The sequence below is a fragment of the Amycolatopsis sp. NPDC051716 genome (genome assembly GCF_040681595.1).
GTDB lineage: Bacteria > Actinomycetota > Actinomycetes > Mycobacteriales > Pseudonocardiaceae > Amycolatopsis.
The window spans coordinates 252651-269502 of record NZ_JBFAZA010000004.1 but is presented as its reverse complement, the minus strand read 5'-3'; the positions used below and the strand labels follow the sequence as shown (position 1 = coordinate 269502).

General features: G+C 73.6%; 14 protein-coding genes. 2 read left to right on the top strand and 12 right to left on the bottom strand.

Annotation, left to right across the window (positions count from 1 at the left end; genetic code table 11):
• Nucleotides 1-34: 34 nt before the first annotated feature.
• From nudC to AB0M30_RS07340, 5 genes are read right to left on the bottom strand one after another with little or no spacing between them, the layout of a single operon-like run.
• Entirely contained in the window at nucleotides 35-1054 is a 1020-nt protein-coding gene (gene nudC / locus AB0M30_RS07360; protein WP_364581060.1) for an NAD(+) diphosphatase, read from the bottom strand.
• Nucleotides 1054-2433 carry a pitrilysin family protein gene (locus AB0M30_RS07355; protein WP_364581058.1) on the bottom strand — a complete coding sequence of 460 codons (1380 nt, stop codon included), beginning with the start codon at nucleotides 2431-2433 and terminating at the stop codon, nucleotides 1054-1056. Before AB0M30_RS07355 ends, nudC begins: the two co-directional genes overlap by 1 nt.
• Nucleotides 2430-3722: a pitrilysin family protein gene (locus tag AB0M30_RS07350; RefSeq protein WP_364581056.1), complete on the bottom strand. Its 1293-nt coding sequence runs from the start codon at nucleotides 3720-3722 to the stop codon at nucleotides 2430-2432. The genes AB0M30_RS07355 and AB0M30_RS07350 overlap by 4 nt, the downstream gene beginning before the upstream one ends.
• Nucleotides 3723-3731: 9 nt before the next feature.
• The gene (locus AB0M30_RS07345; protein WP_364581053.1) at nucleotides 3732-5342 is read right to left on the bottom strand and encodes a DUF2207 domain-containing protein; all 1611 of its coding nucleotides are present in this window, start codon (nucleotides 5340-5342) and stop codon (nucleotides 3732-3734) included.
• Between the two features lie 2 nt (nucleotides 5343-5344).
• Complete coding sequence (locus AB0M30_RS07340; RefSeq protein WP_364581050.1) at nucleotides 5345-7054, bottom strand: DUF2207 domain-containing protein; 1710 nt, start codon at nucleotides 7052-7054, stop codon at nucleotides 5345-5347.
• 719 nt (nucleotides 7055-7773) lie between these two features.
• Here AB0M30_RS07340 and AB0M30_RS07335 point away from each other — a divergent pair.
• Nucleotides 7774-8757, top strand: a complete 984-nt coding sequence (locus AB0M30_RS07335; RefSeq protein ID WP_364581048.1) for a neutral zinc metallopeptidase — start codon at nucleotides 7774-7776, stop codon at nucleotides 8755-8757.
• Between the two features lie 6 nt (nucleotides 8758-8763).
• On the opposite strand, the gene AB0M30_RS07330 is transcribed toward AB0M30_RS07335, so the two are convergent.
• Both AB0M30_RS07330 and AB0M30_RS07325 read right to left on the bottom strand, forming a co-directional pair.
• A complete protein-coding gene (locus tag AB0M30_RS07330) occupies nucleotides 8764-9132 on the bottom strand; it encodes a VOC family protein (RefSeq protein ID WP_364581046.1) in 369 nt (122 codons plus the stop codon).
• A 114-nt stretch (nucleotides 9133-9246) separates the two neighbouring features.
• Nucleotides 9247-10194, bottom strand: coding sequence for an RDD family protein (locus AB0M30_RS07325; protein ID WP_364581043.1), 948 nt, complete (start codon nucleotides 10192-10194; stop codon nucleotides 9247-9249).
• 34 nt (nucleotides 10195-10228) lie between these two features.
• Here AB0M30_RS07325 and AB0M30_RS07320 point away from each other — a divergent pair, with 34 nt between their 5' ends.
• Nucleotides 10229-11236: a stage II sporulation protein M gene (locus tag AB0M30_RS07320; RefSeq protein ID WP_364581041.1), complete on the top strand. Its 1008-nt coding sequence runs from the start codon at nucleotides 10229-10231 to the stop codon at nucleotides 11234-11236.
• Between the two features lie 131 nt (nucleotides 11237-11367).
• Here AB0M30_RS07320 and AB0M30_RS07315 read toward each other — a convergent pair whose 3' ends face one another.
• The 5 genes from AB0M30_RS07315 to AB0M30_RS07295 are packed head-to-tail and all read right to left on the bottom strand — an operon-like array spanning nucleotide 11368 to nucleotide 16594.
• Entirely contained in the window at nucleotides 11368-12660 is a 1293-nt protein-coding gene (locus tag AB0M30_RS07315; RefSeq protein ID WP_364581039.1) for a DUF58 domain-containing protein, read from the bottom strand.
• Nucleotide 12661: 1 nt separating this feature from the next.
• Nucleotides 12662-13633: a MoxR family ATPase gene (locus AB0M30_RS07310; RefSeq protein WP_013223047.1), complete on the bottom strand. Its 972-nt coding sequence runs from the start codon at nucleotides 13631-13633 to the stop codon at nucleotides 12662-12664.
• Nucleotides 13630-14769, bottom strand: a complete 1140-nt coding sequence (locus AB0M30_RS07305) for a DUF4350 domain-containing protein (protein ID WP_364581036.1) — start codon at nucleotides 14767-14769, stop codon at nucleotides 13630-13632. The genes AB0M30_RS07310 and AB0M30_RS07305 overlap by 4 nt, the downstream gene beginning before the upstream one ends.
• The gene (locus AB0M30_RS07300) at nucleotides 14766-15407 is read right to left on the bottom strand and encodes a DUF4129 domain-containing protein (protein WP_364581033.1); all 642 of its coding nucleotides are present in this window, start codon (nucleotides 15405-15407) and stop codon (nucleotides 14766-14768) included. Before AB0M30_RS07300 ends, AB0M30_RS07305 begins: the two co-directional genes overlap by 4 nt.
• The gene (locus AB0M30_RS07295) at nucleotides 15401-16594 is read right to left on the bottom strand and encodes a hypothetical protein (protein ID WP_364581030.1); all 1194 of its coding nucleotides are present in this window, start codon (nucleotides 16592-16594) and stop codon (nucleotides 15401-15403) included. Before AB0M30_RS07295 ends, AB0M30_RS07300 begins: the two co-directional genes overlap by 7 nt.
• Nucleotides 16595-16852: the final 258 nt, after the last annotated feature.

Genomic DNA, 16852 nt, shown 5'->3' with positions numbered 1-16852 from the left:
CAGACCGGCAATGCCTGCCCTCACACCGTCGGGATCACTCCTCCGCGTCCGCCCAGGCCTTGAGCATCACGCGGGCGATCGACGAATTCCCCGGCAGGATGATCTCCGCCGCCCCATTCGCGATCGGGGTCGGCTTCGAACCCTCGCCCCGCGCCGCGCTGTTCTCGAACGCCGTGCGCACCTCGGCCCGCGACACCCACAGCGCTTCTTCGATCTCCCCGTCCGCCGGGACCAGCGGGGCGGCACGATCCGCCCGGGCCGTGAACCCCAGCATGATCGACCTCGGGAACGGCCACGGCTGGCTGCCCAGGTACCGCACGTCGGACACCGAAGCGCCCACCTCTTCGTGGATCTCCCGGACCACGCACGCCTCGAGGGACTCCCCCGCCTCCACGAACCCCGCCAGCACCGAATACCGGCCCGCCGGCCAGATCGGCTGGCGGGCCAGCAGTACGTGCGAGCCGTTGACGCCCTCCTGCGAATGGACCAGGCAGATCACCGCCGGGTCCGTGCGGGGGTACTCCTCGCGCCCGCAGCCCGTGCACTTGCTCGCCCAGCCGAACTGGGTCAGCTCCGTCGGGCTGCCGCAGCGGGTGCAGAACTTCGCCTGGCGACGCCAGAAGCGCAACGCCTGTGCCGTGGTGAACAGCCCGGCCGACGTGTCGTCCAGGAGGTCGCCGTAGCCGCGCAGCTCGACCCAGACCTCGCCGTCCGCGCGCGGGACCTCCTCCACGAAACCCCAGCTGCCCGCCATCTTCACCGTGTCGGCCTCGCCCGACGGGCCGCCCGGCAGCGACCAGTAGTCGACGTCCTGCCACTCGCCGAGGAACACCGCGTCCGCGGGCGGCGAAGTGCCGAAGTCGACGGCCTTCCGGAACGCCAGCGTCGACGCGCCTTCGGCCACCGGGGTGCGCCCGGCGTCGTCCAAGAGGACGACCCGGGCGTCGGCCCAGCGCGACACCAGCCGCGACGGGTTGGTGCGCAAGTCCTCCTGGCGGTCCACTGTGGACCGGGACAGGGTGGGCAGGGCACCGAGGGTGAACGGGACGGACATCAGGCCGGCTCGCCCACGACGACGTCGCCGAGCGCCAGGAGCTTGCGCTCCAGCACCGCCGCGTCGCCGACCACCACACCCGTGAACCGCTTGGGCGCGAAGTACTTCAGCGCCGCTTCCGCCACGTCCTCGGCCGTCACCGCGGCCACCCGCGCCGGGTGCTCGGTCAGCCACTCCAGGCCGAGCCCGGTCGAAGCCAGCGCCAGCACCTGCCCGGCCAGCCCGGACTGCGACGACGTCGAAGTCAGCAGCGAGCCGATCGCGTACTGCCGCACCGACTCCAGCTCGTCACCGGACGGCGGGACCTGGCCGAGACGGCCCAGCTCGTAGCGCGTCTCCAGCAGCGCCGGGGCCGTCGCGTCGGTCGCGGTGTCCGCGTCGACGTTGACCACCGCGGTGCCGTCGGTGAACTCGAACCCCGAGTGCGCGGAGTAGGTGTACCCCTTGTTCTCGCGGATGTTCTCGACCAGCCGCGACGAGAAGTACCCGCCGTAGGCCAGGTTCGCCAGCTGCAGCGCCGCGTAGCCGGGGTCCGTGCGCGGAACCGCCTGCGCCGAGAGCCGGATCTGCGACTGCACCGCGCCGGCGCGCGGCACCAGCAGCACGTCCGGCCCGGTCAGGTCGGGCAGCGACGGCAGCCGCACGGCGGACCGGTCCGACGCCCAGCCGCCGAGCACCTTCTCCAGCTCGCCGATCACCCCGGCGGGGTCGAGGTCGCCGACCAGCACCAGGGCCGAACCCCGCGGCAGCACCGACGCCTCGTGCAGCGCCCGGACCTGCTCCGGCGTCACGACGGCGACGTCTTCGGCGCGCGGGACCTCGCGGGTCGCCGGGTGGTCGCCGTAACGGTGCTTCTGCAGGGCCTCCCGCGCGATCGTGCGCGGCTGGGTGCGCGAGACGGCGATCCGCTCGACCAGCCGCTCCTTCTCGCGGGCGATCTCCTCGTCGGCGTAGGTCGCCCCGGTGAGGACGTCGCCGAGGACGTCGAGGAACGTCGGCAGCTTGTCGGCCAGCGCGGATCCGGTGAGCACCAGGCGTTCCGGGTCGACGCCGGCGCCGATGTCGCCGCCGATGAGCGCCAGCTCGGCGTCGATCTCGATGCGGTTGCGGCGGGCCGTGCCGGTCAGGATCGTCTCGGCGAGCACCTCGGCGATCGCCGGGTGCAGCGCGTCGTCACCCGCGAACGGGATCCACAGCCGGGCCTCGACCATCGGCACGGTCGCCTTGCGCACGGCCACCACGCGCAGGCCGTTCGCCAGCGTCGTGTCCACATGGGACAGTTCGGCGGCGGCCCGCTGCTCGCCGAGCGGCGGCAGCGGCCGCGGCCCCCGCGCGGTGCGGCCGATCTCCTCGGCGCTGCGGTGCGTTGCTGAAGTCACTGCTCGTTGTTCCCTTCCGAAGCGGGCTTGACCACCAGCACGGCGCGCGCGTCCGGGCGCAGCGCCTTCGCCGCCGCCGACACGGCTTCCGAGGTGACGGCGGACATCCGGTCCGCGAGCCGGTACACCAGCGACGCGTCGCCGTAGAGCAGTTCGAACGAGCCGAGGGCCAGGGTCCGGGACACCAGCCTGTCGTGCTCCGAGTGCAGGCTCGCCGCCCAGCGGGCGGTGACCTTGCGCAGCTCTTCCTCGCTCGGCGGGGTCTCGGCGAGCTTCTCGAGCTCGTCGTCGAGCGCGGCGAGCACCCGCTCGCGGGACACCTCGTGCGGGTGGATCAGGGTGATGGTGAACGTGTCGGGGTCGCGGGCCTCGAACGGCCCGAACAGCCCGGCGCCGGCGCCGATGTCCACGACCAGGGGCTCGCGGTGCACCAGCCGCTGCTGCAGGCGGGAGCCGTCGCCGTCGGTGAGCACACCGGCCAGCACGAGGTAGGCCAGGTAGCTGTCGACGTCGTTGATCGGGTCCGGCATCCGGTAGCCGATCCCGAGCGCGGGCAGCGGGGCGTGCGCGTCTTCGACTTCGCCGTGCAGCTCGGTGGTCGGCAGCGGCTCGGCGAACGAAGGTCGCTGCGGCGCCGGCCGGTGCGGGACGTCGCCGAAGTGGTCCTCGATCAGCTTCTTGGCGTTGTCGAGCTCGAAGTCGCCCGCCACCGTGAGCACCGCGTTCGCCGGCGAGTAGTAGGTGTCGAAGAACGCCGCGCAGTCCTCGACCGTGGCGCTTTCCAGGTCCTCGAAGCCGCCGTAGCCGTTGTGCGCGTTGGGGAACGTCGAGTACAGCACCGGCGGCAGGGTGATCCAGGGGAACCCGCCGTAGGGCCGGTTCAGCACGTTGAGCCGGATCTCCTCCTTGACGACGTCGATCTGGTTCGCCAGGTTCTCCGCCGTCAGCTTGGGCGCGCGCATCCGGTCCGCTTCGAGGAACAGCGCGCGCTCGAGCGCGGCGCTCGGGAGCACCTCGAAGTAGTCGGTGTAGTCGGGGTGGGTGGACCCGTTGAAGGTCCCGCCGCTGGACTGCACGTGCCGGAAGTGCGCGAGTTTCTCCAGGCTCTCGGAGCCCTGGAACATCAAGTGCTCGAAGAGGTGCGCGAAACCGGTGCGCCCCTCCGGCTCGGAGCGGAAACCCACGTCGTAGTGCACGCTGACGCCGACCACCGGCGCGGTCGCGTCGGGGGCGAGAACCACCCGCAGACCGTTGTCGAGGGTGTATCGGACGAGCTCGGGATCGGCCATGACCCCACCCTACGACGGCTCGGCCGTTGCCTGCGTCCCGGCTCGTGAGTGGTAAAGAGCGTTAGAACCCTCCTTACCACTCACGAGCTCGATCAGGTGGCCGCGGTGGGCGCCCGCGAAGGTGCCCGACACCGCCGCCGCGAAGGCTCCGGCCTGGTCAGGGCTGATTTCGCCGGCGTGCCAGTAGACCGGCGGCGGGTGCTCGAGGCGATCGAACGCGGCCACCCACGGGGCCAGTTCGCCCAGAGCGAGCGCGTACGGCAGGCCGCGGGAGAAGACCAGTTCGCGTTGCGGCTTGTCCAGGTCCCCGACCTCGACCGACGCGAGCGTCTCGCCGAGGCCGCGCAGGCGCCGCGCCACGTCGGCACCGGCCCGCCGCCGCGCGGGCAGCGCGGCCGAGGCGGCGACGGCGGCGGCCCCGCCCAGCACGACCATGACGCCGAGCTGGGCGTAGCCGGCGGTCAGGGCAAGCAGGACGGTGAGGAACAGGCCGTAGCAGGCGATCCGGACCCCGGCGCGGCCGAGCCGCCGGGGCCGCGGGGCGAGCCAGCCGCGGCGGACGACGTCGGCGTACAGCTCGGCCGGGCCGACGGTGACGTGCCGTTCCCGCAGTTCGGCGAGGGTCACCGGCTCGTCCGGGACGACGGCCGTGTAGACGGCGGTTTCGAAGGCGGTGAGGTGCTCGTCGGGTGGGTTGCGGCGGGCCAGCCGCCAGCCGCCGTCCCCGGCGCTCACCCAGAGGTAGTTGCGGACGGCCAGGTCGAGCACGGTCGCGGCGAGGTCGGCGGCCCCGGGGCGGCCGCGCAGGAGGACGCCGGCGTGGCCGGGCAGCACACCATCGGGTGAGGCGAACTCGCCGTTCGGGGCGACCAGGCTCGTGCTCTCCGGCTCGCCGGTGCCGGACTCACGACGCCGGGCCGTCCAGACCAGCCCGGCCATGAGGAGCAGCAGCGCGCCGAAGACCGCCCAGGCCCAGCCGACCGGGGCGGTGAGCACGAACGCGCCGGCGATCGTCTTCGCCGGGACCAGGACTTCGTTGGCGGGGACGGTGCCCGCGGGCAGTTCGACGGTCGCCGTCATCCGCTGGCCCGCGGCGAGGTTCTGCTGGCTGAACCGGGTCAGCCCGGCGTGGTCGATCTGCGCGGCCGCGCAGGAGAAGTCGGAATCCGGCGGCCCGGCGAGGCAGTCGACGGCGGTGGGGATCTTCGGCGCCGCGAAGGAGGCGCGGAGGAACTTCAGCTCGGCGTTCCAGCCGCCGGCCAGCTCCCAGGTGACCCGGTCGCCGGCGACCGCACCGTCCACTGTGTACCGGACGATCGAGGTCCCGGGCGTGAGGTGGACGGTGAAGAAGTCCTTGTCCACGTTCGCCGTCCCGCTGCCTTCCAGGACGACGTCGCGGACGCCGTAGACGCGGTCGCGGTGGTGCGGCGCCGGGACCCGCAGCGCGACCCGGCGATCCATCGTGACACCGCCGGGGACCGAGATCGCTTCGGCGACCGACAGCGAGCCGTCGCGCTGGACCTTGAGCTGGATCTCGGCGCTCTGCGGCACGGTGGGCAGGGGCGGCTGGTCGGCGGGGCCGGCGGCCAGCGCGAGCGCCAGGAGCGCCCCCGCGAGCACGGTCAGCGGGCCGCGGCGGCGGTGAGCACGCCGTCGAGCGCGGTCAGGAACGACGGGAAGTGCGCGCCGAAGCGGCGCAGGTCGTGCTCGGCCTCCATGCCGCCGTACCAGTACAGCCCGGCCGAGCCGTCCGCCGAGGGGTTGAGCGCGGCGAAGGCGCCGAGCCAGCGTTCGGTGTCGCCCAGGACGACCGCGTACGGCAGCGAGCGGGAGAAGACCAGCTCACGGTCGGCGGGCGGGATGTCCTCGGCCTTCGCGGTGTGCAGGTAGTCGAGCAGGCCGCGGACCTGCCCCACCAGGGCGCGGCCGCGGGCGGTGCGGGACGGCAGCAGCGCGGCCACCGCGACGACCGCGAGCCCGGCCAGCGCGACGGCGACGCCGAGCAGCGCGTACCCGGCGGTGAAGGTGAGCACCGCGGTGGTGACCAGGCCCAGCGTGAAGATCCCGGCGCCGAGCCAGGTCAGCCGGCCGCGGGCGGTGTCCGGGCGGCGGGAGAACCAGCGCTTGGTGACGACGTCGGCGTACATCGCGTCGCTGATCCGGCGCAGGTCGAGCCCGCCGCGGGCGCGCAGCTGCGACACGAGCACGGTGTCGGTGCCCGGCGGCAGCAGGGTTTCGCAGACGGCGCGCTCGAAGTCGTGGAGGTGTTCGTCCGGCGGGTTGCGGCGGGTGAGCTGCCAGTCGGGCCCGGGGACTTCGGCCAGCCACAGGTAGTTGCGGACGGCCAGGTCGACCACGGTGGCGCTGATGTCGACGACGTCGACGGTCTCGTCGACGACCGTGCCGACCTGGCCGGGCAGCACGCCGTCGGGGCTGGCGAAGAAGACGCGGTCGCCGTCGCGCAGGAGGACTTCGACCGGGCCGGTGGCGGTGCGCAGCGCACCGGCGTCCTGCTTGCGGCGCCGCCGGACGAAGAGCGCGGCCGCGACGAGGAACGCGAGCAGGACGGCGAAGGCGATCCCGGTCGGCGGCGTCAGCGCGAAGGCGTTGGCGAGCAGGCCGATGTCCGCGAACTCCGCGTTCGCCGGGGCGGTGCCGGCGGGCAGGCCGACGAGGAGGTCGACGCGCTCGCCGGGGCGGACGTCGTTCTGTTCGAGCCGGACGACCCCGGTGTGGTCGACCTCGGCGAGGGTGCAGCGCTGGCTGGAGCCGACCGGTCCGGCGAAACAGTCCACAGGGGACAATTGGGTGCTCGGGGCGAGCAGCGAGGCGGTGAGCTTGGCCAGCGGGGAATCGAACCCGCTGGCGACCTGCCAGCGCGCCTGCTGGCGGCCGTTCTGGTCGGCGACGGCGCCGTCGACGGTGAACGTGGCGCTCCCGGTGCCGCCGGCGAAGGTGAGGACGAGCTGGTCACCGGTCAGTTCGCCGGTGGCCGCGCCGTCGGTCTTGACGTCGCGGACGGCGAAGACGCGGTCCTGCTCGTCGCTCGCGGGGACCTTGAGGGGGACGCGTGAGACGAGCTGCCGGCCGCCGGGGACGGTGACGCGTTCGGTGACGGAGAGGGTGCCGTCGCGCAGGAGCTTGAGGGCGACGTCGGCGGTGGCCCCTTCGGGCGGCTGAACGTCCTGCCCGGTGAGCAGCTGGGGTTTCTTGACCTGGTCGGCGGGCAGGTTCGGCAGGACGGGCCCGGCCGACGGCCCCTGCGCGGCCGCGGGCCCACCGGCGGCCAGCACCCCCGCGACGGCGATCGCGGCGGCGGTCCCCCATTTCATCGGCACAGCACCACACCCTAGAGCACTCGATCTATGCTGACGCCCGGAACGGCGCGATCATCGCAGGTACGCCGCTTCCGACGGGGAAATCGCACGGGGGGTTCCACTCGATGACGCACGGCCCGCAGGGTCCTGGTCCCGGTCCGCAGGACCCGCGCCGCCCGCTGCCGCCACCGGGAGCGCGGCCGCTGCCGCCGCCGGGGGTGCGGCCGTTGCCGGGGCAGGGGCAGGGTGGGCCGCCGAACCGCTTCGGTGCGCCTGGGCAACAGCCGCCGCCCGGTCCCGGCGGCACTGGCACTCCCCGGCCGCCGAACCCCTCCGGTGCGCCCGCCCAGCAGCCGCCAGGTCCCGCGCCCGGGCAATCCAGGCCGCCCGCAGCACCCGGGCCGCCAACCCCCTCCGGTGCGCCCGGCCAGCAGCCACCAGGTCCTGGCCGCCCGCCCGGGCAAGCTCCGCCGGCCGCACCCGGGCCGCCCAACCCCTTCGGAACGCCCGCCCAGCAACCGCAAGGCCCCTTCGGTGCGCCGCCGCCTACCCAGTACGGGCCGCCCACCGGGCCGTACCGCCATCCCCTTCCGCCGCCCGCGCGGGCCCCTCTGCCGCCGCCGGCCGCCGCCGCTGCGCCCGTCTTCGTCCCCGGCTATGCCGGGCCGCCCTCCTTCGGGCCGCGGTTCGCGCCCGGCTACACCCCCTACGTCGCCAAGAAGTCGACCGCCGGGGTGATCGTCGCGGTCGCCATCTTCGCGATCGTCGTCGTCGCGGGTGGGCTCGTCGCCGCCGTCGCGCTGTCCGGGAAGCACCAGCGGCACGTCGCCGACGCCGGCTACTCCAGCACCTACCTCACCACGACCGACGAGACCACCACCGAGGCGAGCACCACCGCGACCACATCCTCCACCGAGGAACCGACCACGCGTCCGGCCCGCACCACCGAGCGCGAGACACCGACGTCGCGACCCCCGGCCGGGCCGCGCTCGGTCGTGGCCACCGGGGACAACCCGCTCTTCGGCGGCGCGGACTACGGCCTGCAGAACGTCCCGTGCTCACTGAGCCGCTGGGCGACCGACCAAAGCAGCGTCACACGCTTCTTCCAGTCCGGCATCGCCTGCCTCGACGCGATGTGGTCGCGCATGCTCGGCGCCGTCGACCTGCCGTTCCGGACGCCGAACCTGTCGGTGCCGCGGTCGCTGTCGGAATCGTCGACGCCGTGCGGCAGCGGCGGCACCACGACCGGCGTCACGCCGTTCTACTGCTCGGCGAACAACACGATCTATATGCCGATGGACCGGATCGAGCTCGACGTGTGGGGCAACCACCCCGGCCCGTACCTGTCGATCCTGGCCCACGAGTACGGCCACCACGTGCAGAACATGTCCGGCATCACCGAGGCGTTCGCCAACCAGCGCTACGACGCGGGCGCCGACTCGGCGGCCGGCCTGGAACTGTCGCGGCGCCTGGAACTCGAGGCGCAGTGCTTCTCCGGGATGTTCCTCGGCTCGGCCTCGGTTTCCGGCGGCTCGGTCGACAAGAACATCTACAACGAAGCCTGGAACGCCCAGGACCGCGGCGACGACTACGCCCGCAACGGCAAACGCGACCACGGCAGCGCCAAGCACAACATCAGCTGGTGGCAGCACGGTGCTTCGAAGAACCGGAACCAGCAGTGCAACACGTGGCTTTCGCCATCGGGTGACGTGTCGTAGCGCCGGTCAGCCGCGGTCGTGGAGCGTGACGTGGTAGCCGTCGGGGTCGGCGAAGGTGAACGTCCGGCCGAAGGGACCGTCGATCGGGGCGGAGACGATGGGGTGCCCGTCGGCGGCGAGAGCGTCGTGGATGGCCTGGACGTCGGTCGCGTGGAGCCAGATCGCCGCGCCGATGCCGGGCTGGGCGGCGGAGGCGAGATCGGTGCCGGGGACGATGTCGCGGAGCGCGAACGCGATCGGCTTCGTCTCGAAGACGACGGCGTGCGGCGGTCCGGCCGGCGAGCGGACGAGGCCGAGGTACCGCTCGTAGAACGCCTGCGACGCGGTGAGATCGCGCGCCTGGAACGAGATGAAGTCGGGGCCGGTGGCGGGCATGGTGTGCTCCTTTTTGGCTCATGTCAGGTTCCTGACATGAGCCACCTTATGTCAGGAACCTGACATGAGTCAAGACGGCCTCGGCTCACTGCTCTCGTCGCGAAGGAGCGCCCGTCAGCTGGGCGGGGTGAAGGGGTTCTCCACGGGCACCGGCGTGCCGGACGGCGGCGTCGGGGGCTCGGGCTGCGCGGTGGGCTGAACGCCGGCCGGGTGCGGCCCCGCCTGCGGCCATGGCGACGCCGCCGGCCCCGGATAGGGCGCCACCTGCGGATAGCCGGGCCGGTTCTGAGCCGCGTACGCCTGGAACGCCCGGGCGTGGTCACGGTTGCGCCGCTCCGCCAGCACCGCCGCCAGGAACGCCCACGGCGGCACCTCGGGCGGCACCGGCGTGCCCAGCGCGTTCCCCATCTGCTGCGCGAGCCCCCAGCCCAGCGCGTGCGACGCCTCCGGCCGCAACTCCCGGAACCGGGCGAGGAACTGGCGGCTCGCCAGCGCGAGGTCGTCCGGCAGCCGCGTCAGGTCGAGCTGCGCCGCCCAGCCCTCGAGGCCCGGCGGCATGGCGACCGCCGCGTACCCGGCGGTCGACGGGGCCCGGTCGCGGACCACCAGCGTCCCGGCCAGGAAGTCGCCCACGCGACGGCCGTTCGACGAGCACAGCGACACGATCACCGCGACCGCGCCGAACAACCCGAGCGCCCAGAAGTCCACGACGAAGCCGGCCAGCCCGCGCACCAGCGCGTGCCGGAACCGGATCGGGCCGCCGTCGACGCGCACCACCCGCAGGCCCACCGCCATCTTGCCGAGCGAACGGCCGCGCGAGAGCGTCTCGAACACGACCGGGTAGCCGACCATGACCAGCACCATGAACACCAGCAGCACCGTCAGGACGAGCGATTTATCGGCGCCCGGCATCACGAACGAGAGCACCATGATCGCCGCCAGCAGCAGCGCGAACTGCAGGAGCACGTCCAGCGCCATCGCCAGTGCGCGGCTGGCGAGCTTGGCCACGCGCAGGTCCAGGACGACCGCTTCGCCGGTGACCAGCTCAGATTCCTCGTGCACGCTGCCCAGCGTATCGACGGATAGGGTGGTCGGCGTGGATGTGGACGTGTTCGTCGCCGCGCACGCGGCGGAGTGGACCCGGCTCGGTGAGCTGATCCGGCGCGGCGGCAAGCTGACCGGGCCGGAAGCCGACGAGCTGGTGACGCTCTACCAGCGGACCGCGACGCACCTGTCGATCGTGCGGTCGGTCGCGCCGGACCCGGCCCTGCTCGGCCGGCTGTCCGATCTGGTCGCCCGCGGCCGGTCGGCGGTCTCCGGGGCGCACAACCCGGCCTGGCGCGAGGTCGCCCGCTTCTTCACGCACCGGTTCCCCGCCGCGGTCTACCTGTCGCGGCGCTGGTGGATCCCGGCCGCGCTGGCGTCGATCGCCGTGATGGTGGTGATCGCCGTCTGGGTCGCGCGCGACCCGCTCGTGCGCGCGTCGCTGGGCACCCCGGACGAGCTGAGCGAGCTGACCAAGCCCGGCGGCCAGGCGGAGAACTACTACTCGACCGGGCCGGCGGCGTCTTTCGCGGCGCACGTGTGGACGAACAACGCGTGGGTGGCGGCGACCTGCCTGTTCCTCGGCGTCGCGCTGGGCCTGCCGGTGATCGGCGCGCTCTGGCTGAATTCGCTCAACGCCGGGCTGATCATCGGCGCGATGAGCGCGGCCGGCCGCGGCGACGTGATGATCGGTCTCCTGCTCCCCCACGGCCTCCTGGAGCTGACGGCGGTGTTCGTCGCGGCGGGCACCGGCTTGCGGCTCGGCTGGACGGTGATCGACCCGGGCCGCCGCTCCCGCACGGCCGCGCTCGCCGAACAGGGCCGGTCGGTGGTGGTGATGGCGCTCGGGCTGACGTGCGTGCTGTTCGTGTCCGGGGTGATCGAGGCGTTCGTAACCCCGTCGGGCTGGCCGACGGGGTTGCGCGTCGGCATCGGCGCGCTGGCCGAAATCGCCTTCCTGACTTACGTTTTCACCCTCGGCCGCCGGGCGGCGAAGGCCGGCGAGGTCGGCGACCTCGACGCCCGCGACGCGGGTGACGCCCTGCCCGAAGCCGCCTGAGCGTGCGGGAAGGGTCGACTCGCGTGATCAGGGAGCCGACACGCGTGATTGGCGGGTCGACACGGCGAAGCATCGTGTCGACCTCCGGATCACGCGTGTCGACCCTTTGATCACGCGAGTCGGCTGTCCGATCACAGCCGTCCGGCGGCTTTCAAAGCCAGATAACGGTCCGCGAGCGCCGGCGGCAGCTCCTCCGGGACCGCGTCCACCACGCTCACCCCGTGCCGCACCAGCCGCTCGGTGACCCGCAGGCGCTCGGCCGTCGTGCGCGCCGCCGATGCCGCGTCGTAGACCGCTTCCGCGTCGCCGCGGGCCGCCAGCATCTCCGCCACGCGGGGGTCGGCCACCGACGCCACCACCAGCTCGTGCCGCCCGGTCAGCGTGCTCAGCACCGGGAACAAGCCCTCCTCCAGCGGCGCCGCGTCCAGCCCGGTCAGCAACACGACCAGGGCCCGGCGGCGGGTGCGCCGGAGCACTTCCGCGATCATGCCGCGCGCGTCCGTCTCGACCAGCGACGGCTCGAGCGGCGCCATCGCGTTCACCAGCGACGTCAGCAGCGAAGCGCCGGACGAACCCTGCACCGCCGCCCGCAACCGCCGGTCGTAGGCCAGCAGGTCGACGCGGTCGCCGGCCCGGGAAGCCAGTGCGGCCAGCAACAATGCCGCGTCCATCGCCGCGTCGAGCCGGGGCGCGTCGCCCACCCGGCCCGCCGAGACGCGGCCCGTGTCGAGCACCAGCACGACGTGCCGGTCGCGCTCGGGGCGCCAGGTCCGGACCATGACGTCGTGCGCCCGCGCGGTCGCCCGCCAGTCGATGGACCGGACGTCGTCGCCGATGACGTACTCGCGCAGCGAGTCGAATTCCGTGCCCTGGCCCCGGATCAGCACCGCGTTGCGGCCGTCGAGCTGCTGCAGCCGCGCCAGCCGGGACGGCAGGTGCTTGCGGCTGTGGAACGGCGGCAGCACCCGGACCGTCCACGGCACCGCGTGCGAACCCTGCCGCGCGGCCAGGCCCAGCGGCCCGACCGACCGGACCGTCACCCGCGCCGCCGTCCGGTCACCCCGCCGCGACGGCCGCAACGCCGTCACCAGCGCCCGGCGCTCCCCCGCCGGGACGCGCAGGGCATGGCGGTCGGACGCGCCGGCGCTCGGCGGCCACGCGTCGCGCAGCTGCCCGCGCACCGCGCGGCCACCGGGGTTCGCGACCACCAGCGTCACCTCGCACGGCTCGCCGAGCCGGACCGAAGTGTCGCCCGAGCGCGAAAACCTCAGCGCCCGCACGCTTCCCGCCAGCACGAGGTCGACGACGACGAGCACCAGCAGCACCGCGGCGACCGCCAGCATCCCCGTGCCCGACGGCAGGAGCAGCCCGACCACCAGCGCACCGAACAGCGCCAGCAGCCCGAGCCTTCCGGTGACGGCCATGTCAGCGCGGCACGGGCACGGACGCGAGCACGCGGTCCAGCACGCCGTCCGCGGTGACGCCCTCGAGCTCCGCCTCCGGCCGGACGTCCAGACGGTGCCGCAGCGCGGGCCGGGCGAGAGCCTTGACGTCGTCAGGGGTCGCGTAGTCGCGCCCGGCGAGCCACGCCCAGGCGCGGGTCACCGCGAGCAACGCCGTGGCACCACGGGGGGAAACGCCGATCCGCACCGACGGCAGCTGCCGCGTCGCCCGGCACAGGTCGACGACGTACCCGATCACCTCGGGCCCGATCGTCACGCGGGCCACGGCTTCGCGCGCCGCGGCCAGTTCGGGGGCACCGGCGACCGCGCGCAGGCCCGCCGCGGCCAGGTTGCGCGGGTCGAAGCCCTGGGCGTGCCGCCACAGGATTCCGATCTCGTCTTCGCGCGAGGGCGCCGGCATGGTCAGCTTGAGCAGGAACCGGTCCAGCTGCGCCTCCGGCAGCGGGTAGGTGCCCTCGTACTCCACCGGGTTCTGGGTGGCGATCACGATGAACGGGTCGGGCAGCGGCCGTGACTTGCCGTCGATCGAGACCTGCCGCTCCTCCATCGCCTCCAGCAGCGACGACTGCGTCTTCGGCGGGGTCCGGTTGATCTCGTCGGCGAGCAGCAGGTTCGTGAACACCGGCCCCTCCCGGAAGGAGAACTCGCCGCTGTGCGCGTCGTAGACGATCGAGCCGGTGACGTCGCCGGGCATCAGGTCCGGGGTGAACTGCACGCGCGTGGTCTCCAGGTCCAGCGCCGCCGCCAGCGCCCGCACGAGCAGCGTCTTCGCCACGCCCGGTACGCCTTCGAGCAGCACGTGCCCCCGGCAGAGCAGCGCCAGGATCAGCCCGGTGACGGCGGCTTCGTTGCCGACGACGGCCTTGCCGACCTCGGCGCGCAACGCGATCAGCGCGTCGCGGGCCCCGGTCGCGTTCTCGGTACCGCTGGTCAAGTTCGCCCTGCCTCTCGTTCCACCTGATCGAGTTCGCCGGCCAGCCGGACCAGCGCGGGGTCGTCCGGCACCGGCGGGCCGTAGAGGATCGCGCCGACGTCGTGGGGCGGCCTGCCGGTCCGCGTGCTCACCGACTCCACCAGCGCCGCCGGGTCGGCGTCGCGCGGCAGGCCCAGCGCGGTCCGCAGCCGGCCGCGCGCCGCTTCCCGCAGCGTCTCGCCCGCGTGCCCGGCCGCCTTGGCCCGCCGGTACAGCCGGGCGCGGCCTTCCGCCGTTTCGGCCGCGCGGACGACGATCGGCAGCGGCTCGGTGACCACCGGGCCGAGCCGGCGGGCCCGCCACAACGCCAGCAGGGCGACGGCGACGAACGCCTGCGCGGCCCCGAAGTACCAGCCGTCCGGGATGAGGTCGAAGATCGACCGGCGGGAGGCGTCGAGCGCCGGGTCCGCTGTGGTCGGCAGGTACCAGACGAGCTTCGGGTGCGCGCCGAGCAGGCGCAGCGCCAGCGCCGCGTTGCCCTGTTCGGCGAGCCGGGCGTTGGTCAGCGGGGCCGGTGAGCCGAGCAGCGTCGTCGTGCCGCCGCCGTCGGCGAGCTGCAGCAGCGTGCCGCCGCCGTCCTCGCCGGGGTAGCACGAGCGCGCACCGGGCGAGGCGTAGCCGATCCCGCCGAGCGTGACCTCGCCCGCCGCGACCGCCGCGGCGACCGTGCACTGCGGCGGCAACGTCCCGACGTCGCTGTGGCCGGCCTGGTGCACCAGCGGCAGCGAATCGTGCAGCGTCGGCTCCCCCGGCGTCACCAGGACGACGTCGGCCGCGCGCTCGCGCAGGGCGTCGAACCGCTTCGCCGGGGCCAGGTCGGGTGCGGTGACGAGCAGCGTGGCGTCGTCGCCGATTTCGGCGTCCGCTTCGGCGGCCGTGTGCACGGTCCGGACGTCGACGCCCTGGTCCTCCAGCAGTTTCGCGAGTGCGTGCGCGCCACCGGGTTCGTACGAGCCGGGTTCGAGGGCGCCGTGGGTCTGCTCGCCGCGGCCGAGCAGGAGCAGGGCACCGGCGATGAAGATCAGGACGAGAAGCGCCAGGGGAACGCGGGCACCGCGCCAGATCCGGCGTACGTCGGGCGAGACCGAGGTGCTCACTGGGCCGCCATGGCGACGGGTCGCTCGCGGCGGCAGCGTTCGTCCAGCTCGGTCAGTGTGCGGTACGCCGCTTCGGTGCCTTCGCGGCCGCCGTAGTGGACGTCGTCGAAGAGCCGGGCGCCCTGCCGCAGCTGCTCCGCGACGTTCGGCAGCAGCAGGCCGGCCTCGGCGGCGGCCTCGTCCGCCGTCCGGCCGGAACGGGAGTCCAGCAGCGCGCGTTCCTCCAGAGCCCGCACGACGGCGCGGAACCGGTCGCGGACGGCGTCGCCGAACCGCCCCGCGGCGGCGGCTTCCTCGGCCGCCCGCCGGTAGTCGGCCGCGTTCTTGCGCTGCCCGCCGAAGACGACGCGATCGGCCCGCGCCGAGCCGGCCATCTTGCCGGTGCGCAGCCGGATCACCACGACGAGCACGATCAGCAGCGCGACGACCAGCACCACCCCGAAGATCCCGCCGGGGACGTCCGAGGACAGGCTGTTCAGCAGCTTTTCCAGCTGCTCCCCGAGCCACTGGCCGATCTGCTGCAGGAAACCCGGCCGGGCGTCGCGGTACTTCGGGTCCGACAGCTCCTGTTCGGCCGCGCGGCGGGCCGCGTCCCGGTCGATGTCGACCGGGACGTCGATGAGCCGGAAGGTCACCACGCCTGGGGCGGCTGCACCCCGGCGGCGCGGGCCAGCTCGATGTCCATGCCTTCGCGGCGCATCCGCTGGTCGAGGTACACGATCACGGTGACCAGCGAGATGAACGGGATCGAGATGGTGCCGGCGATGATCTGCCCGGCCGAGGCCAGCAGCAGGTCACCGGTACCCGGCACGGTCACCTTGGTCGGGTTGAGCAGCTGGCCGAACGCGCCGCTGCCGAGGGTGAACGGCAGCTGGATGATGCTTTCGAAGAACGACCCGATGATCCGGGCCAGCAGCAGCACGCCGAGCACCCGCCAGAAGGCGCCGCCGACCAGTTTGACCGACCGCGCGAACGCCGCCCGGAACGTCCCGCGCTCGAGCACGAGTGCCGGGGCGGCCAGCGCCCAGAACACCCAGGCGAGCACGCCCGGGATGATGCAGAGCATGACACCGATGGTGGTCAGGAGCGCGTAACCGAACGCCACGCCGAGCAGCGGCAGCAGCCGCGGCTGCACCTCGCGCCAGGCGAGGCCGAAGCTGACCTCGCGGCCCAGCACGGCGCGACCCATCACCGCGGCCATCAGGCCGGTGGTGACGGTCAGCAGGAACGTCGAGACCAGCGTCTGGGAGACCAGCACCAAGACGGCGTCGCCGAACGTGCCGAAGACGGCGTTGCGGAGCTCCTCCTCGGTCGCCGCGGGACCGAGCCGGACCGTCGACGTGAAGCTCTCCAAGTCCGTGAACAGGTACTTCTGCAGGACGAACGTGACGGCGGCGCCGATCACCGCCATCACCGCGCCGATGCCGAGGACCAGCAGCGCGTGCCGGCGGATCGTGGTGATCGCGCCGTCGAGGATGTCGCCGATGTTGAGCGGCCGCAGCGCGATCACGCCGGGCTTGCCGAGCCCGTGCGGGTTCCAGCGCGACTGCTGGAACTGCGGCTGCTGGAACTGGGGCTGGGCGCCGAACGGCGGCAGCGCCTCCGGCCGGTAGCCCGGCCCGTGCTGCCAGCCCGGCGGCGGGCTCGGCGGTGCGGCCTGCGCGTCCGGCGCCTGCCAGCCTCGCGGCGGCGTCGCCGGTGACGCGGCGTGATCTTCGAGCCGGTTCGGCTCACCCGATCCGGGGGCGGGAGCCTGGGGGATGCCCTGGCTCGGAGTCGGCGTGTCGGCGCCCTCGCCGCCGGGCGCGCCACCGGTGTCTGTCATCGAAGCCCCTCGCCTGCAGTACCTGCTTGCGTTCACTCTCTCAGAGCCGGTTGCACCCGGCCAGACCTGGGGTGACGTCGGTGCGCCGTGACCGCACGCGCACGGACGGGTGCGAGCCGACCCATTCCCCCGATATGCTGAATGGCGGGATCGGGTACCCCCGGTCCGTACCGAGACCCTTCGGGACTGCCTAGTGACGCAACCGCCCCCCGGCCAGGTACCGCCTCGCGGGACCGTCCAGCCGCCGCCGGTGCCGGA